17 protein-coding genes, 1 other RNA gene and 2 pseudogenes are annotated in these 24065 nt (G+C 37.8%); 13 read left to right on the top strand and 7 right to left on the bottom strand.

Features of this window, described 5'->3' with window-relative positions:
- Positions 1–17: 17 nt before the first annotated feature.
- Complete coding sequence (locus AN161_RS07665) at positions 18–2714, bottom strand: penicillin-binding protein 1A (RefSeq protein WP_053593776.1); 2697 nt, start codon at positions 2712–2714, stop codon at positions 18–20.
- Entirely contained in the window at positions 2711–3361 is a 651-nt protein-coding gene (recU, locus tag AN161_RS07660) for a Holliday junction resolvase RecU (RefSeq protein ID WP_053593775.1), read from the bottom strand. The genes AN161_RS07665 and recU overlap by 4 nt, the downstream gene beginning before the upstream one ends.
- Before the next feature lie 427 nt (positions 3362–3788).
- On the opposite strand from recU, the gene AN161_RS07655 reads away from it, so the two are divergent.
- From AN161_RS07655 to AN161_RS07640, 3 genes and pseudogenes are all read left to right on the top strand, one after another.
- Positions 3789–3983, top strand: coding sequence for a hypothetical protein (locus AN161_RS07655; RefSeq protein WP_053593774.1), 195 nt, complete (start codon positions 3789–3791; stop codon positions 3981–3983).
- A gap of 577 nt (positions 3984–4560) precedes the next feature.
- Positions 4561–4944: a YppE family protein gene (locus tag AN161_RS07645; protein WP_053593772.1), complete on the top strand. Its 384-nt coding sequence runs from the start codon at positions 4561–4563 to the stop codon at positions 4942–4944.
- Positions 4919–7178: pseudogene (locus AN161_RS07640) on the top strand (DEAD/DEAH box helicase). Before AN161_RS07645 ends, AN161_RS07640 begins: the two are co-directional and overlap by 26 nt.
- 209 nt (positions 7179–7387) lie before the next feature.
- Here the strand turns inward: AN161_RS07640 and AN161_RS07635 are convergent.
- Both AN161_RS07635 and AN161_RS30530 read right to left on the bottom strand, forming a co-directional pair.
- Positions 7388–8110, bottom strand: a complete 723-nt coding sequence (locus tag AN161_RS07635; protein ID WP_053593771.1) for a sulfite exporter TauE/SafE family protein — start codon at positions 8108–8110, stop codon at positions 7388–7390.
- A 631-nt stretch (positions 8111–8741) separates the two neighbouring features.
- Positions 8742–9692: an SHOCT domain-containing protein gene (locus tag AN161_RS30530; protein WP_053593770.1), complete on the bottom strand. Its 951-nt coding sequence runs from the start codon at positions 9690–9692 to the stop codon at positions 8742–8744.
- 575 nt (positions 9693–10267) lie between these two features.
- On the opposite strand from AN161_RS30530, the pseudogene AN161_RS30525 reads away from it, so the two are divergent.
- Positions 10268–10531, top strand: a pseudogene (locus AN161_RS30525) (DUF1998 domain-containing protein); the annotation flags it as partial.
- A gap of 207 nt (positions 10532–10738) precedes the next feature.
- On the opposite strand, the gene AN161_RS07620 reads toward AN161_RS30525, so the two are convergent.
- From AN161_RS07620 to AN161_RS29525, 3 genes are all read right to left on the bottom strand, one after another.
- Positions 10739–11329: a copper amine oxidase N-terminal domain-containing protein gene (locus tag AN161_RS07620; RefSeq protein WP_053593768.1), complete on the bottom strand. Its 591-nt coding sequence runs from the start codon at positions 11327–11329 to the stop codon at positions 10739–10741.
- 160 nt (positions 11330–11489) lie between these two features.
- Positions 11490–12083: a hypothetical protein gene (locus AN161_RS07615; RefSeq protein ID WP_053593767.1), complete on the bottom strand. Its 594-nt coding sequence runs from the start codon at positions 12081–12083 to the stop codon at positions 11490–11492.
- Between the two features lie 46 nt (positions 12084–12129).
- Positions 12130–12285 (bottom strand): hypothetical protein, encoded by a 156-nt coding sequence (locus tag AN161_RS29525; protein ID WP_158002991.1) that lies wholly within the window; start codon positions 12283–12285, stop codon positions 12130–12132.
- Between the two features lie 784 nt (positions 12286–13069).
- Here AN161_RS29525 and AN161_RS07610 point away from each other — a divergent pair.
- The 9 genes from AN161_RS07610 to eutH all read left to right on the top strand — a co-directional run bounded on the left by AN161_RS07610 (position 13070) and on the right by eutH (position 24033).
- On the top strand, positions 13070–14326 hold the full coding sequence (locus AN161_RS07610) for a ribonuclease H-like domain-containing protein (RefSeq protein WP_053593766.1): 1257 nt from the start codon (positions 13070–13072) through the stop codon (positions 14324–14326).
- Between the two features lie 121 nt (positions 14327–14447).
- Positions 14448–14744: a cell division regulator GpsB gene (gene gpsB / locus AN161_RS07605; RefSeq protein ID WP_053593765.1), complete on the top strand. Its 297-nt coding sequence runs from the start codon at positions 14448–14450 to the stop codon at positions 14742–14744.
- Positions 14745–14803: 59 nt separating this feature from the next.
- Positions 14804–15184, top strand: an RNA gene (rnpB, locus tag AN161_RS27425) — RNase P RNA component class B.
- Between the two features lie 374 nt (positions 15185–15558).
- Positions 15559–17304, top strand: a complete 1746-nt coding sequence (locus AN161_RS07600; RefSeq protein ID WP_053593764.1) for a GGDEF domain-containing phosphodiesterase — start codon at positions 15559–15561, stop codon at positions 17302–17304.
- A 3-nt stretch (positions 17305–17307) separates the two neighbouring features.
- Positions 17308–18444, top strand: a complete 1137-nt coding sequence (locus AN161_RS07595; protein WP_053593763.1) for a class I SAM-dependent RNA methyltransferase — start codon at positions 17308–17310, stop codon at positions 18442–18444.
- Between the two features lie 85 nt (positions 18445–18529).
- Positions 18530–20437: an ATP-dependent DNA helicase gene (locus AN161_RS07590; protein ID WP_053593762.1), complete on the top strand. Its 1908-nt coding sequence runs from the start codon at positions 18530–18532 to the stop codon at positions 20435–20437.
- A 256-nt stretch (positions 20438–20693) separates the two neighbouring features.
- Positions 20694–22124 (top strand): histidine kinase N-terminal domain-containing protein, encoded by a 1431-nt coding sequence (locus AN161_RS07585; protein ID WP_241774518.1) that lies wholly within the window; start codon positions 20694–20696, stop codon positions 22122–22124.
- Entirely contained in the window at positions 22117–22695 is a 579-nt protein-coding gene (locus AN161_RS07580; protein ID WP_053593760.1) for a response regulator, read from the top strand. Before AN161_RS07585 ends, AN161_RS07580 begins: the two co-directional genes overlap by 8 nt.
- A gap of 93 nt (positions 22696–22788) precedes the next feature.
- Positions 22789–24033 carry an ethanolamine utilization protein EutH gene (gene eutH / locus AN161_RS07575; RefSeq protein ID WP_053593759.1) on the top strand — a complete coding sequence of 415 codons (1245 nt, stop codon included), beginning with the start codon at positions 22789–22791 and terminating at the stop codon, positions 24031–24033.
- The last annotated feature ends 32 nt before the right edge of the window (positions 24034–24065 follow it).

Here is a 24065-nt window from a genome sequence, read left to right as displayed (position 1 = left end):
ACGCTACTCTGCTTTTTTTATTCAGTATTCTCGCCGTCCCCAGTCGGTGGTACTACGGGTTCAGTTGGTGTTGTTGGTGGCTGACTACCATTGTTGTTGCCATTGTTTCCGGGAGGGTTACCGTTATTTTCCGTATTGCCGTTGTTCTCATTCCCGTTATTGTTGCCATTTCCATTGTTGTTATTGTTATTATTGCCATTGTTTTCATTTCCGTTGCCGTTGTGATTACCGTTATTCTCGTTATTATCATCTTCATCAGGTGCTGTTGGTTCCTCAATATCAGGTTCATCTGGAGTATCTGGCTCTAAATCTTCATCAGCTATACCTGTTACCTGGAAGGAGGTTGTACCTGGTTTACTGCGTGTACCATCTACAACGGCTACGACAGAAATCGTGTAATTGCCATCTTCGAGTGTGTTGCTAACTGTTAAACCTTTACTTTCCGTTTTACCGAGTGGAATAGTCTCTCCACCTTCTCGTTTAGCGGATACCTCAAAGGTTGTTGGTAACGGTTCATCTGTTTCCGGATCAAGCATTGCATCATGCTCCCATGAAATATTGATAGATTCACCTTCTAGGTCAAGGCTTGCACTTACATTGTAAGGTGTAGAAAGTTCTGGCATTGCGTATTCATTTGAAACTTCTTTAGGCTCTGTCCCACGTACAAATAGCTCTGTTTGACGTTTCTCACTTGGAGTAAAGTTACTTGCTAATTTAAGTGGCTTCGATCCTACTTCAATTGTAGCTTCCACTACTGAACTTGGTTTTTTGAAGCGTGGTGTTTCAACGTTCGCCGAAATCTCTTCCATAATTTCTTTAAATAAATATTGTGGTAAACGACGCTCATCCCAAGTAGTAATTGGATCAAAATGTTTTTCATAACCACTCCAAATAGCGATTGAATAGTTTGTTGTGTACCCAGCAAACCATGAATCTGGTACACTTGTATCCGGTAAATTATGCTTGCTAAAATCAGCAGCTGCGTAGTTCGTTGTACCTGTTTTGCCTGCGATATCTAATCCAGGTACATTGGCGTAAGTACCTGATGCATCCGGCTTATTGCCGACAACATCACGTAACATATCTGTTACCATATAAGCTGTATAATCGCTCATTGCTACATTAGACTCTGGTGTGTAGTCTTTTGTTGTTTTACCGTCACGGTAAACGATTTTTGTAATTGAATAAGGATCAGTGTAAACACCATTATTTCCAAATGCTGCAAAAGAAGCAGCCATTTGCGTAGGAGACATCGTAATATCCCCACCACCGATCGCATCAGATTCATAAATATTTTTAGCATTAATACCTAAACGACCAATAAATTCTTTAGCTTTATCAATACCAACTTCTTGTAATGCTTTAACAGCTGGAACGTTACGTGAAGCATATAAAGCTTTACGTGCTGTTATAGCACCCATATATTTATTATCCCAATTCGTGATGTTTTGCTTCGAATTTGTGTATGTCATAGGTTCATCCACAAGTGTTTGACCTGTTGACCATTTTAAATTTTCGATTGCCGGTCCATAATCTATTAATGGTTTCATTGTTGAACCTGGTTGATGATGTAAGTCATATGCATAGCTCCAACCGCGTTCAGCCCCGTAATTGCGTCCGCCACCGATTGCTTGAATTTGACCAGTTTTCGTATCAATGACAGCCGCACCTGATTGAATGTTTTCTGTTGGGAAGTTACTGTCATCATTCATAATGTTTTCGACAATTTGTTGTGCTTTCGGATCAAGTGTTGTATAGACTTTAATACCTTCTGCCATTGCAGTACCATCACCGTTATCCTCTAGCTCATTAATAACGACATCAAGGAAGGCATCGTATTTAGAGCCAGCAAATTTTTGACGTGTCGCATCGTCAGCTAGACCAACTTGAACGTCTACTTTCTTTGCTTCCTCCATCTCAGCTTTTGTAATTTTACCGTGTTGATACATTAATCCTAGAACGGTATTACGACGTTTTTCTGCAAGTTCAGGATTTTTTAATGGATTGTAAGCATTTGGACGTTGGACTAAACCTGCAAGTAATGCTTCTTCAGCTAAATCTAAATCTTTTAGTTCTTTCCCGTAGAAATATTGGGCTGCTGTTCCGAAGCCATAAACACGACCTGACATTAGCATTTTGTTAAAGTACATTTCAAAAATTTCTTCTTTTGAATATTTACGTTCTAATTGGAAGGCTAGCCAAGCTTCTTGTGCCTTACGTTTTAATTTTTTCTCGTTTTGTAAAAATGAGTTTTTAACAACTTGCTGTGTTAATGTAGAGGCTCCTTGTGCCCCGAAGCCATCACGGAGGTTAGCAAGTACTGCCCCACCAAGACGATAAAAATCCATACCATGGTGCTTGAAAAAGCGCACATCTTCTGTTGCAAGGATTGCGTTAATCATATCCTCAGGTATGTCTTCATATTTTATATATTTACGGTTTTCTGCACCAATTGTTGCAAATCGATCACCATTTATATCATAGAACTCAGAAGAAACGGGATCTTTCAGTAAGTCTTCATCTAGTTCAGGTGCGGTACTTGCATAATAAGCGAATAACCCAGCACCTCCAATAAAACATGCAGCTACAATTGCTACAAGTGTTAGAGTAATGCGCTTGAACCATTTTTTCTTCGATGGTTTCGGAGCGCTTTTTTTATTTTTTTGAGCGAGAGCCTTTTGATGCTCACCGCGAGTTGGACGACGTTCAGTCATTCTACTATCTCCTCACTTTCAGAACCATGGCTTTTTGCTATAATGAGCTGTTGGATAATAGGTAAATAATCGATACGCGGATAATAGCTTGTGGGAATTTCAAAAGCTTCCTTTTCAATTGTTGAAAAGGGTATCGATTTACGATCACCGTTTTCCATCGCTAGCCAGGCCTTTTGTAAAACATCGTATGGCACAATAAAATATCGTTCAAAAGCTGAGAAACGAACGATAATAAAAGCCACACCATTTTGTTCCGTCACTTGCTGCATATGTGTCATTTGATGTAAGTGAATATTCTTTAGGGGAAAACTGGTCTTTGAAGCAGTTTCCTTTGCATCAAAATCAATATAATGCCCGTTCCAAACACCATTGTAATCTGTTGTCGAAGGCGTTCGGAAATAAGCCTCACGAATAACTGCAGCGCTTCGTGATGGGTACTCTACTTTGACGATTTGCACGGGAACAGGTTTCTTATGAATGATAGCAAGTCGTCTTTTTACATAATAGTCATTTGCTTCATTAATTTCATCTTCTAGTGTTTTCCCTCGATTACTAAAAGAAAAATCCTTGTCCTTTCCCTTTTTTGCTGTTTTTTGAACAGTTGGATTAGGGGAATACAATTTCCCGTTCGGATAACGAATTGTCACTTAGTTCACCCTCTATAATACTGCTATTATACAATAGTTTACCACGATTCAGTAGCAGTTCTCCACTTCCATCAATAGTATGATTATTGCTAGATTACTACTGGTTAAAATTACTGAAAAAATAACCGATTATTGGGCAATTTTCGCCTCTGAAAGTCGAAAAATATCATGTAATACAACTAGTTCTAACATTCGAATCGTCAAAAAAACCGATAAAATTTCCAGCTGCATTTTATGGAGAAACTGTTCTCTACATGAGCGCCTTTACTTGATAGACGATTTTGAAGACAATGTGCTTAATAGAATAGTTCAATTAAATTTTATCGAAATACTTCTTCTTTCAGCTAACTTACGCTTATTTTGTCATGCATGAAGGTGATTTTATACATGCGAAGAATACATAAGTAAAGCAAAAGGAGGCGTTATTTTGAACAAGTTAAAACAGTTAGTTGCGCAGTTGGATCTGGTCAATCAATTACTTTTAACGAGAGTGTCGTTGGAAAACAATGCACAGAGCATGCACTTTTTTATGCAGCTCAAATCTGTTAGCCAGAAAGTAAGCTTAGCAGAAAAGAACTGGCAAGTAAAGAATGCTTGTTCGCCTATAAGTAGTGAAAAATGATAGACTTTGGTACACTTATCTCATATGCAATATAAATAACTCAATATGAGTATTTTTCATACATTATTTACCACGATGAAGGGTGTGCCTTGAGATGAATGAAGGCATTTACAAATCATTTGAAGTATATTTGCTCATATAGCATAAATAATTTAGCAGACGATTTTTGGGTGGCACGAATTTTAAAATAGCTGTTTCGGAAAATTAACTTAAAATGATACTATGCGTTTATGCTCATATAGATGAATCTTCGTGGATGGAACCAACAGTTGAAATTCGAGCTTCTTTTTTAGAGGTAAAAGAAATTGTCAGCTAATTACGATAATATTTTAAGGATCATCACCAAAAGTTGGGAAGACATTTATGAAAATGTTTGCCATGTATATAGGTTGATTTTCGTTACGACTGGGCGACTTCTTGGAGATCAGCGTCAAAGTAGAGGAACGAAGGCTAAAAGCATCACGACCTGTGATAACGCCTTCGTGACCAACCTCCAGTTGCCCCAAGCGTCCAGTTGGAATGGAAATCAACCTCACGTTATGGTGATGAGCCTTAATGAATGAGATGAGGTGCGGAATTGTTATTAATACAGCAAACGTCCATATTAATAGATGAATGTGAAAAATGTGTTTCACGCTTCTGGCAAATGCGCGAGGAGGATCGTACTCCAGACTTTTTTGCGGAGGTTAAGCCATATGCTGATGACATTCACCAGCTTTTAAAGGAATGGCAGCAAGAGGCGAATATGTGGATTCGAAAAAATCGACCAAAATATATGCATACACAACAAATTGCTTCAGTGGTGGAATCGATGGAGCAATTTGTTGTGCAATCCTTTTATAAGGAAACAAGTAAAAAGCGTTTTCTAGATGCAATTCATTCTACCTCCTATACATTAAATATTTTTGAGCGGTTAGTGAAGGAGGTACAAACGGATGTTATCGAAAAAAAGGACCATTAGTGAACTGTTAAACGAGTGGAGATATGACGAGGAATTGAAGGAACACATTTTACACTGGCAAACGCTTGACGGGCGTGAGGCTAAATATGCACCTTTTCCGGAAAATTTGCATCCTTCACTTGTAAAGGCTCTGCAAACAAGAGGAATAGAACAACTGTATACCCATCAACGTCAGGCATTTGATTTGGCCATGAATGGCGCATCCTTTACTGCTGTTACACCAACAGCGTCTGGTAAATCGTATTGCTATCATTTACCGGTACTTCAAAAAATATTAGAAGATAAAAATGCGCGTGCTATTTATTTATTTCCAACGAAAGCTTTAGCACAGGATCAAAAAAATGATTTAAATGAATTAATTGAACAAAGTGGTGAGGAGATTTTAAGCTATACGTATGATGGGGATACAGCGCCTGGCATTCGCCAAAAAGTTCGTAAGGCAGGGCATATCGTGATGACAAACCCTGATATGCTTCATTCAGGGATTTTGCCACATCATACGAAATGGGTTTCACTATTTGAAAATTTGCAGTATATCGTCATTGATGAGTTACATACATATAAAGGTGTGTTTGGTTCACATGTTGCGCATGTTATTCGAAGGTTAAAGCGAATCTGTGAATTTTATGGCAGTAAGCCGGTTTTCATTTGTACATCTGCAACCATTAAAAATCCCAAAGAGCTAGCAGAAGCTCTAACGAATGACAGTCATGCTTTAATAGCTGAATCCGGAGCGCCAGTTGGGAAAAAGACATTTCTTTTTTATAATCCACCCATCGTCCACAAAACATTTGGCGTGCGTCGAAGTGCTGTTTTGGAGGTGAGTGACCTCGCCAAAAGATTATATATAGCAGGTATTCAAACTATTATTTTTGCTAAAAGTCGTGTACGTGTAGAGATGATTGTGACGTATTTAAAGGAGCTTACACGCAATAAGCTTCTTGACGAATCGGTGCGCGGTTATCGTGGAGGTTATCTGCCTTCTGAGCGACGTGTTATTGAACGAGGGCTTCGTGACGGTACTATACAAACAGTTGTTAGTACAAATGCGCTTGAATTAGGCGTCGATATTGGCCAATTACAAGCATGTATCATGACAGGTTACCCTGGAAATATTGCAAGTGCCTGGCAGCAAGCGGGTCGCGCTGGGCGTCGTCAGGACGAGGCGCTAATCATTTATGTAGCGCAATCATCAGCACTTGACCAGTACGTGGTGAACCATCCGCTTTTTTTACTTGGCAGTGCACCTGAAGAAGCGCGTATTTATCCTGAAAATATGTTAATTTTAATGGATCATTTGAAATGTGCAGCGTTTGAGCTCCCATTTTCCACGCATGATACGTATGGTGAATATGAGATTCAGGAACTGCTTGAATATTTAGCGGAGGAAGGCGTTGTTTTTAAAACGAGTGAGAAGTGGCATTGGATGAGTGACCGTTTTCCTGCACATGATATTAGTCTTCGTTCTGCTTCGCAAGAAAATGTTGTAATAATAGATATGACTATCCCTGCACAAACAAAGGTAATTGGTGAAATGGATCGCCATAGTGCGATGACATTGCTACATGAAGAGGCTATTTATTTGCATCAAGGCATTCAATTTCAAGTAGAAAAGCTTGATTGGGAAGAAAAGAAAGCATTTGTACGAGAAGTAGATGTCGATTACTATACGGACGCGAATTTAGCAGTTGAGATGAAAGTGTTAGAGGAAGACCGGAGTAGAGATTACAATGGTGGCATTATTAGCTTCGGTGATGTTGGCTTAGTCGCACAGGCTACGATATTTAAAAAAATACGCTTTGGCACACACGATAATATCGGTTCGGGCCCTATTCATCTACCACCAGATGAAATGCATACAAGCTCATCGTGGTTATCTTTCGATAATACGACTCAGTGGTCGGAGGCGGAGCTTACAGATGCCATGGCTGGAGTTGCTTATGCGATGAACGCTTTTATTCCAATATTCATTCAATGTGACAGTAGTGACGGTTGTTCCACAAGTAAAGGCGACACATAATGAATTGCCAACGTTTTTTGTTTATGATAAATATCCTGGTGGTATCGGATTAAGTGAAAAGGTATTCGATTTATGGGAAGATTTGTTGACTAAGACACAGGAGCATGTGGCTGGCTGTCCTTGTGAATCAGGCTGTCCATCATGTATAGGAGCTCAAGATAGTTTGCAACAGGCGAAGAAAAAAGTAGTAGAGCTACTTAGAATTTTAAATTAGAGATAAAAAGTGGGCTGAGAGGAAAAAGTCTAACACTATTCCTTCAAGCCCTCTTCTTTGATTAGTTTATAAATCATTTTACTAGTTATCTGTTACTTAATCTCGAATATTTCATTCATGTCAGTAATTTCTAGGGCTTTGCATATTACTGCTAGATGTTCATGGTTAATGGTACTACGTTGATTGTTTACAATTTCACTAATTCAAAGCTAATGGAATGCTGTCCACAGCATAGAAAGACCGGAACACAGCAGGAGAACATCCAGCACATATCGGAACGAGACAATGCTCATTCGCTGCACAACACTCTTGGCAATAATCGTGCCCAGCATGAGCGAGGCACCTACAATCACGCCTTGTAAAATGACCTCTGTCGGAAGCGCTCCGACTTCATGGAACGTCAAGGCTTTGCTGACATAAAGCGCAAATGAGCTGAGGGCTTCCGTAGAAAGAAAGGCCCCTTTCATTAATCCGTAAGACGTAAATGCCGGCACGCTGAGGGGGCCGGTCGAGAGAACGATGCCGGTCAAAAATCCGACGATCCCTCCGGCGATGGAAAGCTGCCATAGGCGAATACGCAAATTTTTTGCTTCAAGCCAGCGCCTTAAGGGAATAACGGCCAGAAAAAAAACACCGAGCCCGATATCGACAATATGTGCCGGCAGCGCCCACAAAGTTCTGGCGCCCATTGCGGCGGCGGGCACGCCCGTAAGCGAGTAAGCGGCAAAAGCCCGCCAGTCCACTTCGCGCCACCAGGCAAAAACTCTTGAAATGTTCGCTATGATGGCAGCTACCGCCATGATCGGTATAGCTTGCTTTGGTCCAAATGTAAAAACGAGAACGGGCAATAACATGATGGATGAGCCCGTTCCTATAACGCCGCTGATAGCGCCTGCCACTAATCCTACGAACAATACAAATAAATATTCCATCAATAACTCTCCTAATAAACTCCCCGAGCTGATCGCCGTTTCGTTATGGTTTCCTTTTTCGTTTCCTGCCAGTTATATTCCGTTTTCATATTTATTCGACATGAAAGAAGGAATTCCTATTCGGATGTACGCATGGAGGGCCCCGCATTACGAAAAATTTCGGGTATTTGGATTTTATGGTGGAAAAGGGCTTACAATTCGCCCTTCTCCAATTTCTCAATCAAGGTGAAAATGTCGATAACAAGAATTTCTCCAGCTTCACGAATAACGCGAAAAGGAGGCATTCTATCAAACGATGGATCATTCATATCATAGCGGTCTAGCGGTCAAGGTTGGCGAGAAAATCACGCTTCTGATGCTTTGGTTTGCGTTCCTTTCGAAGCCCTTCGACTTGCTTACGATGATGCTCAACAATACGTTAAAGATTTATGGTTTCTAACGCTTGATTCACCATACGGACAACGTTCAGTAGGAGGTGATGTGCTGCAGCCAGAGCTAGAGAATCTTTTAACCGATTTGAGAGAGAAACAGCTACGAGCTGAAAAGATTGAATGTAAACATCTTCATTAAGTCAGGTCGTAATTAGTAAGCAAGGTGTAAAAAACTACTCAATCAATAGTGGTTTTACATTTTATATCCCTAATAACTGTTTCTTTTTTGTATCAAATTCATCTTGAGTTAAGATTCCCGCATCAAGAAGTTCTTTTAACTTGACTAACTCATCAGTAGGAATTGTAGATGTGTTAAGGCTGGTCTCAACTGTTTGCGAAACCTCACCTTCTTCAGTAACGATTAATAGCGAAAGCTTCTCAAGATCCTTCTTGTCACATTTAATAACTAATGGAACTTTATCCCCGTTTTCACGCTTTAGGAAAAGCGTTGCTACAGATTTATCTTTTCCTATATTAGCTCCCATTGCACCGGCAATAGTTTCTGCATTACCGAATGTACTTCCGATTAATGACCATCCAGCAATGTCAAACGCACTCTTTTGAATGTTTTCAACACGTTCCCATTTAATTATTTGAAATGTTTCAGGATCTTTATAATCTACCGAAATATCTACATAACCATGTTCAGTTTGCTTCAAAACGTAATTATAACCATGGTCATTTAGCTGTTCTTTACCATTCAAGATAGTCAAGTTTAGCTTAATAGCTTTTGGCCCTTTTACTTTCTTTTGAGGGGTTACTTTTTCAGGGATGCCGAATATATTTTCCAACTCATCCGCAAAAGGCATAGCTGCTTTATCATTATTTAATTTCAGCTTAATATCTGATTCTTTATAAATGAAATCGATTTCTACAGCTAAAATTTTTCTACTAACAATTAGATTACGGATATCATTCAATTCATAGGAAACTAAAGTTTTATCTTTTTTATCTTTATTTAGGGTGAGTAATCTTTCTGAAGTGATTAAGTATAAAAAATACGTTAATTTCTTTGATCCTGTAGTTGCAGATAATATAGTCTCATTATCCTCTATATAGTTAGCAAGAAATTCAATATCTTCTTCCACAAATGAAAGAACGGATTTCCCTGCAGGTTTTAAACATTCATTAATTTGTTCAATTGCCTGCATTGAACTGCCACCTTTCACATCAGTATTTACATGCTTAAACTATACCACCTTTTACAGATGTTAGGGTAAACAAACTTTGGAAATTAGGGGCAACAAACTTCGAAAAGGCAACAAATGTTAGTGCTTTAAAGTACTAAAGTGGGTAAACAAAGGCAACGAGAGTAAACAGACTTTGTTGCCGTTTCTATGTATACTAAACCCTTGAGGTCAAAGGATTCTCTTATATAAGTAAACAAATAATATCTATTGAGTGTATTTATATAATATAGGTGTATATAACATATATAATATATGCCTAATCCGCCTAATACGTATATACTATATACACGAGCTAATATTTGTTGCCCTTTGTTGTAAATCTAGTGATCTTCAACGTTGGGGTCTTAGTTATATTTTTATGGTGTTTTACTGAAGTTAAATAAAATACGCTTTGGCACACACGATAATATCGGTTCGGGCCCTATTCATCTACCACCAGATGAAATGCATACAAGCTCATCGTGGTTATCCTTCGATAATACGACTCAGTGGTCGGAGGCGGAGCTTACAGATGCCATGGCCGGAGTTGCTTATGNGACAGTACAGTAGTGATGTAGCGGTTGTTCCACAAGTAAAGGCGACACATAATGAATTGCCAACGTTTTTTGTTTATGATAAATATCCTGGTGGTATCGGGTTAAGTGAAAAGGTATTCGATTTATGGGAAGATTTGTTGACTAAGACGCTGGCATGTGGCTGGCTGTCCTTGTAAATCAGGCTGTCCATCATGTATAGGAGCTCAAGATAGTTTGCAACAGGCGAAGAAAAAAGTAGTAGAGCTTCTTAGAATTTTAAATTAGAGTACAAAGAGGGCTTGAAGGAAAAAGTTTAACACTATTCCTTTAAGCCCTCTTCTTGGATTAGTTTATAAATCATTTTTCGGTTATTACCTGTAAGTTGCTTTAACGCAACTGTAGGATAACGCTTATAGGAAAGGTTTATAAAAAATCAGATGACAAAAGCAGCACCAAATAAAAAATGATGCTGCCCCATACAGTTCAAACTAATTATTTTGTTGTAATATATACAGCGTTATCAAAGGTAATACCTGCACCTAGTGCTTCGCTTACAAAACGTAAAGGTACCATAGTTGTTCCTTTATAAATTTCAGCTGCATGATTTAAATTAATTGTAGTTGTAACGCCGTTTGAATTAACGTAAGCTTTTTTATTTCCAACGCCAATGACAATTTTTTTATTACCTTTGTATGCAGTCACTTTTTTTGTTGCATTGTCATAAGTAACAGTTGCACCAAGTGATACAAAAATAGCTTTCATAGGAACTAAAGTTGTTCCGTTTTTAATATAAGCACTTGGGTTGTAGGATTGCTTAACATTATTGATATATACATCTACAGTTGTAAGCACTGGTTCTGGTGTACTTTGATATGTTGGTGTTTTGTGATTTGTATTAGTAGAAGGTGCTGCCTCGTTGCCTTTATTATGATAATGATAACCTGAGCAAAGACCTTTTGCTTTAGACTTTTCAGAACAGTTATGACCACCATTACTATCAAGACGACCTGGGTGTGCATCAGCCGTTAATGATGTGACCATAAACAAAGACAACATTGTAATAAATAAAACTAATTTTTTCATGAATATCCTCCTAATTTAAAATATGGAATTATTATACTACTAAATGGATTATATTCACATAGTTTTATTGCAAATATTAGTTTTCGTGTGGAATGGATCTTATAGAAGGCACATATAACGAGTCTTAAAATCAATTATGCCGTGGCATAATTGATTTTATTTAGTCGATAGAATATTTTTGGAGAACATCATTTTTAAACTTCTTAGCCTGTGATGATTTTTTCTCTCCAATATCTAAAGGATCTTTATTATCTAAGTTAAATTTACCTAAATTATTATTAATTAATGCGTACTGTCCCATTGAGTTTTGTTTTAAAAACAAAATGTAAGAACTTTTTTCCTTGAGCTCCTTATAACGATTGGTGACTAACTTTCTCTTCCCTGTATTTCGCTCTACAATTTCAACGGGTTCAATAATACTGATAGCATTATTTTTTGAAAGATGAAAGTTGTTAGGTGCTTTAATAACTTTATCAACTTGGACTTCTGTTAAAGTATAATAGTCTTGAATCGTACCGTCATCAAAGAATGTTACCTTGTGTTCACGGTCCATAAACTCTTTAGATGGAGATGCGATAATAATGAGATCTGCCGCAGCATCCAGTTCTTCAGGAGTTTCAAATGTAATTTCATTTGCGTCTACCTGAACCTCTGGAATCGTTTTTTTCTTATTCATTAATAATAACAAAGATAAAAAGATTATGATTATAACAACTGTCAGTGTGATGATACGTTTCGAAGAAGTGTTCAACATACTAAAACCTCCTTAATTTCCCCATTTCTTAATTAATTCTTTCTTATCATGATTGTGGACCGATACTAACAGCCTTTTTACCAGAAGGGACTGACGTTTTACTTTGTGTTCCCTGACCCGGGTGTACTAATTTTAACGAGTGTCCAATTTCGTGAACAGCATTAGAGACAACTCCACTGTATTCCATTCTATAATTATTCATTGTATTATAATACATCCTAACTGTACCGTAGTCGCTTCGCTTTCGTCGCAGAGCAAAGCTTCCCACGGGAAAAGCGGGACCTTGCGCTGAGCGAATGTTTTACATGCGAAAGCGAAGCGACAGCAATACTGTTTTATCTGCCTGAAAACAAGTGGCAACATAGCGGAGGAAGCGGCTCGACGCTCGCCCGTAGCGGAAATCAGAGCCTTCTAATTAATTTGAATGGATAAAAATGGTTACTAAACACACCTGATGTGATACTTTACAAGTTGAGGATTGTTTTCATACTCTAAAAATTAAGAGTTATGTCTGTACTATTTGTGATGAAGAATCTATGCTCAATTCCTTCGAAAAATTATCCGAAAAAGATTTGTTCAATTATTTTATCTGGTGTGTTGATTAACTTTATCCATTTAAATTTACCCGCGGAAAGCTGCTCTGAAACGAAAGCAAAGTGACAAGAACACTTGACTAGCCTTACTACTTTTACCTTCTCTTTGTGCAGAAACTAAAAGATGCGTTATGATTACAGTAGTGAAGAAAAAAGTACTATAAGTTTTAGCAATTTTAACTTCTTTCAGCAGAAGTCTCCCACCTCTATAGGTGATGAGATGAATGCGGATGTAAGCTACTTTTCAACGGGTGTCCAAACACCTGCTGAAAGAAGTTAAAGCCTCCGGCGGATGTCATGGAATCAGAAAGGAGTTCTTTGTGCAAGCACAAAGCTGATTCCAGACGCAATTATGCCGAGGCATAATTAATATGCAGAAAATGAGTGAAGTAAATGTCTTACGAAAATAAAATTTTACAAATGAAAAAAATGCTCGGTAAAAAAACGACAACAACTATAAAAAAAGAGGATAAACCTGCTTATCAAAAACCTGTTGCTCCAAGCTATACTGAGCAGTGGGAAAAGGCGGGCCTGACAGTTGTAGAAAATGATTTCGGTATTGTTTTTAAACGACAAGTGCGTTATCCGTTTAGTTTTCAGCATGGTCATTATAAGTTGCAGTCATTTTTTGAGGCATTAGTAAAATGGCAAGAGGCAAGGTTTGAACATCCATATGCGCTAGAAATGCAAGAAAAGGTACTATTTTTTGATACGGAGACTACTGGCTTGAAGGGTGTAGGTACACAAATTTTTCTTCTCGGTTTTTTAGAAGTATCAGAGGAAGATGAAAGCTTTATTTTAACTCAATATATTTTAGCCGATCCTGCTCATGAGGCAGCGTTACTTTTTGAATCAAAGCTTTGGCAAAAAACAGCGACGGTTATTACCTACAATGGAAAAAGCTTTGACTGGCCGCAACTTGAAACACGTTGGACACTCAACCAAAAAGAATTACCTAAACTCCGTACTCAACGGCAAATCGATTTGTTGCATAGTTCAAAGCGTTTATGGAAAAATGATATGGAAAGAATGAAATTAAAATCTGTGGAAGAAGAGAAGCTTGGTTTTTTTCGCATCGGAGATATACCTGGCTATCTTGCACCGATTATTTATTTAGATGCAATTAAAAGCGGTGTTCCAGATGCACTTATGAAAGTTCTTCTTCATAATGAATGGGATTTACTATCCCTTATAACGCTTTATGTCCATTCTACAAACTTGCTATTTGAAGAGACAAGCGAAGAATCTGCAAAAACGTTCACGAATATTGGGAAATGGTATGCTGATTTAAAAGAGAGTTCACAGAGCGTAAAGGTTTTAGAAAAGGTTACGGCCCAATTTGATGCACTTGAAGCAGGAAATGCTCAATATTATTTAGCAATACAGCATAAAAGAAATAAAAAGTTTAGTGAAGCGATTGATGCTTTTGTGGCTTCTCTACATTTTGTTGATCCACGAAAAAAGTTGCATGTATTAGAACAGTTAGCCATGATATATGAGCATCAAATGAAAGATTATGAGCAGGCCCTTTATTATACGCAAGAAGGCATACAATTAATTAAAAAGAATGAGCAATGGAGAGTGGAACAAAAGCAAAAATGGGAAATTTCTTGGGAAAAGAGGTTACACAGATTAGGAAATAAGAAATAATTTCCCGGGTAAGCGCAAGAAACGACAAGTTTAGCCTTACATTTGATGTTTTCAGACGATATAATGTGATGAAGTATGCTATAATGAAATCGTGTATGTAGTGTTAGGAAGGGCGATGTGAATGGACATTAAATTAACGTCAAAAATGATCCTTGAAAAGGAATTTAAGAAAAACTTTAAAGGCTACAATGTAGAAGAAGTCGATTCATTTCTTGATGAGATTATTCAAGACTATGAAACGTTCGAAAAAGTGGTGGCCCAGCTACGTGAAGAGAATAAACAGTTAAAAGAAGAAATTGATAATACACCTAAGAGACAACCTGTGGCATCAGCAGCAGCTGGTACGACAAACTTTGATATTTTAAAACGTCTTTCAAATTTAGAAAAACATGTATTTGGAAGTAAGTTGTACGAATAATTTTTATTAATTATATTGTATTTATCATAAAACTCTAGTATAATCTTTTGTACATCATGAAATTCGGGTAATCGCTGCGGCGCTAGACGTCGTAGAGGAAAGTCCATGCTCACACGGTTCTGAGATGACTGTAGTGTTCGTGCTTACTGAAAAAATAAGGTAAGGCAGCTGTAAAGGCTGACGGCGGAAGGAAAACCTAAGTCTTAATGATATGGTTGAAACTTCCTGAAAGTGCCACAGTGACGTAGCTTGCTTGGAAACATGCAAGGTGGAACGAGGTAAACCCCACGAGTGAGAAACCCAAATTATGGTAGGGGCACTCTCTAGAAGGAATTGAACGGATAGAGGGACAGAGTTCACTCTGTAGATAGATGATTACTACCCGGTCGTACGAGGCGTCAGCTGTTTGAGTACTCGGGAACAAAACATGGCTTACGGAATTTTTTGATGCTTATCTATGAAATAACAAGCGCTCTCCAATTTGGTGGAGAGCTTTTCTTTTGAATACAGTAAGAAAAAGTTAAAGCCTCCGGCGGATGTCACGGAATCGGAAAGGAGTTCTTGTGCAAGCACAAAGCCAATTCCGGACGCAATTATGCCGAGGCATAATTGATTCATGTCTAGACATGCGCGATATACGTTTGAGAATAAGACAGTACACTGTTGATCATGCCTCTGTCGCTACGATTCTAAACAAAACATCTAAAAACTGTTATCGCACGATGTACATATTTGTCTACATACGAGTAGGCTGGCGTAAATGCGCTTTTCTAAAAAATGAGGGTAGTATAGAGAGATAGGATGGAGCAGAAACATGAACGGAGTGAACAATTGGAATAGTCTGGAGAAGCTAAATTCGATTTCAAAATATCCTACTGCCTTAATAACGAAAATCTTTGAAAATGTATCTGAAGGCATCATGATTACGGATAAATATAAAAAAATAGAAATGGTTAATCCTGCATTTGAATTTGTAACTGGCTATAAGCGTGATGAAGTGATTGGGAAAACGCCAGCAGTTCTACAGTCAGGTGTCCATGAATTGCAGTTTTATTTAGATATGTGGCAAGAGATACGACAAGAAGGCATTTGGCAGGGAGAAATATGGAATCGTCGTAAAACCGGAGACGTATATCCAGAATGGTTATCAATTGTCGGTGTAGCCAATGATGAGGGAGAGATTACAAATTACTGTGGTATTTTCTCAGATTTGTCTGAAAGAAAAATAGTAGAAAATGAACTAGAAAAGCGTTTATTAACGGACTCATTAACGGATGTATCAAATCGATTTGCTTATATAGAAAGAATGGATAGCCTATTAGAATCAACTTCTACTATTTCTCATTCAGTACAGCATGCAGTCTATTTTTTAGATTTAGATAGATTTAAGCAAATTAATGAAACATTGGGTCATGCAGTCGGAGATACCATTCTAAAAGAAGTGGCAAAGCGCATAAAAACATTGATAAAAAATAAAGATATCATTGCAAGATATGGCGGCGATGAGTTTATTATTACGTTAACAAACGTGAAAAACGCCAGAGAAGCCGCAAACTTTGCTGAACAAATTATTGGGATTATTGAACAGCCAATGGATATTAATGGGCAGGATATTTTTATTTCTACGAGTATTGGTGTCAGTATGTATCCATCAGACGGTGAATCAACGGAGCAACTGATTCATTGTGCTGACAAGGCAATGACCTATTCAAAAAAGAATGGCCTTAACAGCTTTGCGTTTTATTTTGATGAATTGAAGACTGACTCTCAGCGTGTTTTATTATTAGATTCGGAACTACGGAGAGCAATTGAAAATCGGGAATTTGACCTGCATTTCCAACCTAAAATATCTATGGAAAATGAACAAATTCAAGGCGTAGAGGCACTTGTTCGTTGGAATAGTGAAAGGTTAGGGTTTGTGTCACCAGCAGAATTTATTCCTTATGCTGAGGAAACAGGGTTAATTATTCCTTTAAGCGAAGTAATTATAGAAAAAGCTTGTGAGGCAGTTATTGAGATGCGTCAATGTGGCTATAAAACTCCAGTTGCCATCAATATTTCAAGCATTCACTTTAAGCAGCAAAACTTTTTAGACTCCATTCAAACGATATTAGAGCGTTATAACACGCCTGCTAACAATTTTGAAATAGAAGTTACTGAACGTACTGTGATGAACAGCGCAAACGAAACAGTTAGTAAGCTAGTTCGACTCAAAAAAATGGGCTTTAAAATTTCTATTGATGATTTTGGGACAGGCTATTCGTCTCTTAGTTATTTAGTTCGCTTCCCACTAGATTGTTTAAAAATAGATCGAAGCTTTATTCAGCATATTGGCTCACTCGATGAAAAACAGGCAGTAGTGGATGCGATTATCCAAATGTCGCATCGCCTAAAAATGAAAGTTGTTGCTGAAGGTGTAGAACAGGCACAACAAGTGGATATACTACGTAAAATGAACTGTGATATAATCCAAGGCTATTATTACAGCAAACCATTACCGCTTCACGAACTCATTCAGTTTATGGAGTATTGGAAAATTGAGCATCAAGGAAGGAATTAGAGTATGGCAAACTATAAATTAGTAGCAACTGCTGCAATGGGTTTAGAGTCGATTGTGGCACAAGAGGTAAAGGCACTCGGCTATGAAACAACAGTTGATAATGGCAAAGTGTATTTTGAAGGTGACGAAACGGCAATTGCACGAACAAACTTATGGCTACGTGTGGCAGATCGTGTAAAAATTGTTGTAGGACAGTTTCCTGCCAAATCTTTTGAGCAGTTGTTTGAAAGTGTAAAAGCCCTACCTTGGGAAAAATACTTACCAGTTGATGCAGCTTTTCCAGTATCGGGGAAGTCTGTAAAATCCAAATTATTTAGTGTACCTGATTGTCAGGCAATTACTAAAAAAGCAATAGTAGAGCGCATGAAACAGCATTATAAGCGTTTAGGATTTTTAGACGAATCCGGTGCTACCTATAAAATTGAAGTTTCAATCTTAAAAGATGTGGCTACACTTACCATTGATACATCGGGCGCTGGCTTGCATAAGCGTGGTTATCGTCAAGCACAGGGCGAAGCACCGTTAAAAGAAACATTAGCTGCAGCGCTCATCCAAATTTCAAAGTGGACTCCGAATCGACCGTTTGTTGATCCATTTTGTGGTTCTGGCACAATTACATTAGAAGCAGCGATGCTTGGACAAAATATTGCACCGGGCTATAACCGTGAATTCATTTCAGAGAATTGGCCATGGATGAAGGCGAAAATTTGGGATGCAGTGCGAGATGAAGCAGAAAGCTTAGCGAATTATGATCAACCACTAGAAATTATCGGGACTGATATAGATCATCGCATGGTAAGTATTGCACAAGAAAATGCAATAGAAGCGGGCTTCGGTGATATGATCACGTTCAAGCAAATGCAAGCACGTGACTTTACAACGCAGCTAACAGATGGTGTGATGATTGGTAATCCACCATACGGAGAGCGTATTGGTGACATTGAAGTCGTGGAGCAGGTAATTCGTGATTTAGGAAAAATCATGAAAGACTATCCGACTTGGTCTGTGTACATGCTGTCCTCAATGAAAAACTTTGAAGAATTGTATGGTCGTCAATCGACGAAGAAACGTAAATTATTCAATGGCTTTATTGAAACGAATTATTACCAATTCTGGGGGCAAAAGTCTAAGAGAGATTAACAAACGGTAACGGAAGATAAGATTTTTTCTTATCTTCCGTTTCGTCGCGTATAATAGGACCAGATAGTTAGAGGGGGAACGTCAATTGCGTAAATCTTTACCATTTGTATTATCAAAGGATCGCTCATTTTTTGAGTCATTAGGTGACTGGATGGGTGACGTCCTTTACGATGAATTACCTGAAAAGGGCTTTGAATGCCGTGATGAGCAGATTTTTATGGCCTATCAAATTGAGCAGGCCCTAAAAGAGAAAAATGTGCTCTTTGCTGAAGCAGGGGTGGGCACTGGGAAGACAATTGCCTATTTACTGCCAGCTGTATCCTATGCACGCTATACTGGTAAACCAGCCCTTATTGCTTGTGCAGATGAAACCTTAATTGATCAGCTAGTAAAAGAGGGCGGCGATATTTATAAATTACAGAAAACGTTAGGTCTTGAAATTGATGTCCGCTTAGCAAAGTCACGAGACCAATATTTATGCTTAAAGCGCTTTGAGGAAGCTGAAAAAGTAGAAACCGATGAATGGATCGATGATATTGCATTTACTATACCTGATGGAGTATATGCACAAGGCTCGATGATTGCTATACAACCTTATGGTGAACGCAGCGAATATTCAACTGTCAGTGATGAAGATTGGCAAAAAGTAAACTATAACTCGATTATGCAGTGCTCGGTATGTGATCTACGTAATCGATGTGGTCAAACATTACATCGTGCACATTATCGTAAATCGACGGATTTAATCATTTGTTCGCAAGATTTTTTGATGGAGCATTTAGCAACTAAGGAGTCTCGTGAACGTGAAGGGCAACTAGCTTTATTGCCTGAAGTATCGATGATGGTGCTAGACGAAGGTCATTTATTAGAATATGCTGCGCAAAAAGCAATGACGTATAAAGTACAGGCGACAACAATTGTTACATTATTGGAGCGTTTGATGGTTGATGGTGTGCGAGAACGTACACTATATGCGATGGAAAAATTACAAGATGATCACGAGCTATTTTTTGACCAGCTACGAGATGATCTAGTAACTTCTCAAGAAGAGCGTAAACGTATAAATAAATCGCCAAATCTGTTGAAATACGGTAAACAACTTATTGAGGATGTCGAAACATTGCTCGAGGAATTTGTTTTTGAATCTGAAATGTATATGATTCCAGAATATGAATTAAATATGGCAGAAGAGTATTTAGAACAGTACGAAGCATCTTTACGTATTTTCATAGCGCAAGGAGATGCAGTCGATTGGTTAGAGGAAACGGATGGAGAGGAAACGCTCGTAATTATGCCGCGTCTCATCACAGAAGTTTTAGCAGAAAAATTATTCTCTAAAAAACTTCCAATAGTATTTTCTTCAGCAACTTTATCGGTCAATAAAGATTTTTCATACATTTCCTATAGTTTAGGAATTCGTGATTATCAATCGTTTTCTGTTCCCTCTCCTTTTGATTATGAAGAAGTTATGAAAATTTATTTACATGAGCTTTCTCAAAAGGAGAAAACGGCACGTGTTCAGCAGCTATTACGTGATGGTGAAAAAACTTTAATTTTATTTAAATCGAAACAAGCAATGTTAGATTTCAAAGCAGAGTTACCTCTTATGGAACGGATGTATGTAGCGTTTGAGGGGGACCGTGAACTATCAGCAATCGTTCGTGATTTCCAAGAAGGCACGATCAAAACATTATGCTCCTATCATTTATGGGAAGGTTTAGATTTGCCGGAGGAGGCATTAACGCGTGTCATTATTTATGATTTACCTTTCCCTCCGCATGATCCATTATTTGATGCGAAACGTACATTTGCGGAAAATCCATATGAAGAAGTGGAATTACCATTTATGCAGCTTCGTTTGCAGCAAGGAATGGGGCGTTTAATTCGTACTTCAAACGACCATGGAGATATTCATATTTTGTTGAATGAAGAAGAAGCAAAACAACGTAAAACATTTGAAAACATATTAGCTGTCACACCAGAAATAAAGTAGAAAAAAGCGAGGTTGCATCCGTTGCAATCTCGCTTTTTTAATATAGTGAAATAATAATTCTGTCGTAAAATGCAGGCGGATTTGAAAAAAGTGTTGAATATTTCTCTTTTAAGCTATATAGTTCTATGTAATGCAACGAAAATTATTAAAATAAATTATTTTTTCTATTGAAAATAATTTTGCAAAAGGTTTATAATGATGACAAGAAATTTTTAGAATAGCCAAATTCAATTTTGATTATTCACTGATAGGGGGCTTGAGCCTGTCGAACATTCAATCCTTGTGTAGAAAATATACGACCTTATCTGCAACCGATATAGCAAAGTTACTAGAAGTAGAAGCTACACTAACATACTATGCTGATTTGACAGATTGTTTTATGTTCATAGATTGTATGATGGAAAACTTACCGCATGCAATTGTTGTGGCAGAGGCATTCCCAAAAAAAGAAGGTGACTTATACGAAAAATCCGTAATTGGCAAATTTGTATTTGAAAGCTTCGAACCAGCAGTATTTGCTGCTTTTAAAAATAAAGAAAAATCGTCAATTACTAGAGCGATCACACAAGAAGGTATAACGGTTGAACAAAACGTTGTCCCTCTCTTTAATGACCAACAACAGGTTATTGCAGTGTTAATCCAGGAAAAAAAGGTGGTTATGCAGACAATACCTAAGGATGATTTTCAAAATATGCCTTTTGCATTAATTGAGCATATCGTAGAGCCAAATTCTCAACCGATTCCAGTTGTTTCTGATTTGCTAGTAGAATCTATTATTCTCACAAATCATGAAAACAAAGTCATCTATAGCAATCCCGCAGGCTACCGATTTATATCGGAGCTATCAGGGTTAGAACGTTTTGACAACGTTGCATTGAATAAGATTTTACCTTTTTTACAGGAGGTCTATGATAAGGGCGATGATGTCTTTTTCTTAGAAATTACGATTGATCGTAAATCCTTTATTGTGAAGAAAATTCCTATTCGTGATCAGAACGATAAAGTGACACTCCTCATTATTCATGATCTTACAGAGCTTAAACTGAAAGAAAATGAACTAATGATGAAAACATTTGCTATCCGAGAAATTCACCACCGTGTGAAAAATAATTTACAGACAGTTACAAGCCTACTGCGTTTGCAAATGCGAAATGACTTGTCAGTTTCAAATGCAAGTGCTTTTCAAGAGGCATTAAATCGAATATATAGTATTTCATCTGTCTATGAACTTATTTTAGAAAATGAGGATAACGCTGAAGAGAAAGTAGACGTTATCGCGTTGTCTAAAAAGATTGGGCATAAAATGGTTGGGACATCCAACACACCATCTATTCAATTAACCTTTCATCACGATAATGTACAGTTATTTTGTCATGCTAAAAAAGCTGTTTCGCTCGCATTAATCATTTGTGAGCTACTGCAAAATGCACTAAAATATGCTTTTATCGGTCGTGAGGAAGGAACAATCGATATACAATTTCAACAGGATGCTTCCACTATTTCACTTCATATTTCTGACAACGGCGTCGGAATGCAAGAGGTGAAGGCATCATTTGGAATGGAGATTATTACAAGGCTTGTTGAATATGATTTAGCTGGCACATTTTCAATTATCCCTAGTGAAAAAGGTACACATACTCAAATTCAGTTTCCTGTAAGCGAGGAGGTATTTATCCTAAATGACTAGGAAAGTTATGATTGTCGAAGATGAGTCACTTATTGCGATTGATTTGAAGTTTATGCTAGAAGATAATGGCTACGAAGTAGTAGCACAAGCGAATAATGGAGAATCAGCAATTGAGTTGGCTCTTACACATAAGCCACAGTTAATATTAATGGACATTAAAATGCCGAAGCTAGATGGTTTAAAGGCAAGCAAAATAATTGAACAGCAGCTCGGTATACCGGTGCTATTTATATCAGCTTATAGTGAAAAAGAATTGTTATTGTACATGAAGCAGGACAATATTTTAGGCTATGTTATGAAACCGTTTTCTGAGAAGAATGTCCTTCCAGCGTTGGAGGTGGCATTTCACCAGATTGATAAGTTCAACCGTCTTAATGGGAAATTGCTGTATAAACAAACAGAATTAGAAAAGCGAAAAATAATCGAACGAGCAAAAGGTTTGCTAATGCAGTCAGAAAATCTTAGTGAGGACGAAGCTTATAAAAAAATTCGCAGTGAGAGTATGCAGACTCAACAGGAAATGGCGCTTATAGCTAGGCGCATTATCAATACCTTTCAAGTAAATAGTTGAAGCAAAGACGCTTTAAAGAGAATTCCTCTTTAAATGCGTCTTTTTTTTATATAGATAAAATAGACAGATAAAAATAAAGGGGTGATGAGAAGGATGGCAATGGTAGGAACGATTATCGTTTATATTATTATGATTTGTGCAGTTTTAGGGGCAATCGGAGCAATTCGAGATGCTGAATATGGAATCGGGAAAGAGTTTATGAATGGTATTCATACGGTTGGACATATTTTTGTACCTGCTGCAGGAATCATGGCTGCTATACCTTACTTAACGTGGTTTATAAGTCATTTTATTAGTCCAATTTTTGAATGGATTGGTGCTGATCCTGCAATTGCGGCAACGACAATTTTAGCATCGGACATGGGAGGATATCAATTAGCCAATGCGTTAAAAGAATCCTATGAAGGATGGGTCATGGCTTTAGTTGTTGGATTTATGTCAGGTGCAACAATCGTGTTCTCTATTCCAATGGGGCTTGCCATGTTAGATAAGCGGGATCATAAATATATGGCTTTAGGTATTATGGCGGGTGTTTTAACAATTCCGATTGGAGCATTTATTTCTTCAATTTTGATTGTGATGTTTAATACAGATGTTCGTGAAGTCATTAGTACAACAGCGGCACCAACATATGTTTTTGCCATTTCAGTTTTACAAATATTAATTAATTTATTGCCTTTATTTATTTTTGTAGTGTTAATTGCGTTAGGCCTCAAGCTAATACCAAATGGCATGATCAAAGGTTTTATGATTTTTGGACGTGTGATGGATGCTGCTATCAAGCTTGTACTAGTGTTCTCGATTGTAGAAATTTTCACAGGTATATTTACAAAGGTCTTTGGTGCATGGGGCTTTGATCCAATCATGGCAGATGAAATCGATCAATTCCGCGCACTAGAAACAGCTGGGTATATCGGTATTATGCTAGCGGGTGCATTCCCAATGGTGTATTTAATTAGAAAATATGCATCGAAACCTCTAGAAGCAGCAGGTAAAAAATTAGGCTTATCGTCAGTAGGAAGCGCAGGTATTTTAGCGACAATTGCTAATATTTTAGCCATGTTTACACTGGTTCGACATATGCCACCGAAAGATAAGGTTATTAACATTGCCTTTGGTGTTTGTTCAGCATTCCTTCTAGGAGATCATTTATCGTTTACGGCTAACTTCCAACCGACTATTATTTTACCGGTTATTGCTGGTAAGTTTTTAGCTGGTGTTATCGCAATTATTTTAGCTTATAAGCTATCTGTTCCAACAGCTCTTAGATTAGAACAAGAGGATCGCGAGGCAGGCATTATTAAAGAAGGTGAATATCTAGCAGAGCAAAAGTCTTGATTAGATAAAAAACTCGAAAGAGGTGATGACGT

The organism is Lysinibacillus sp. FJAT-14222, from assembly GCF_001278875.1.
Lineage (GTDB): Bacteria > Bacillota > Bacilli > Bacillales_A > Planococcaceae > Lysinibacillus > Lysinibacillus agricola.
This window is presented reverse-complemented; position numbering and strand designations above follow the sequence as displayed.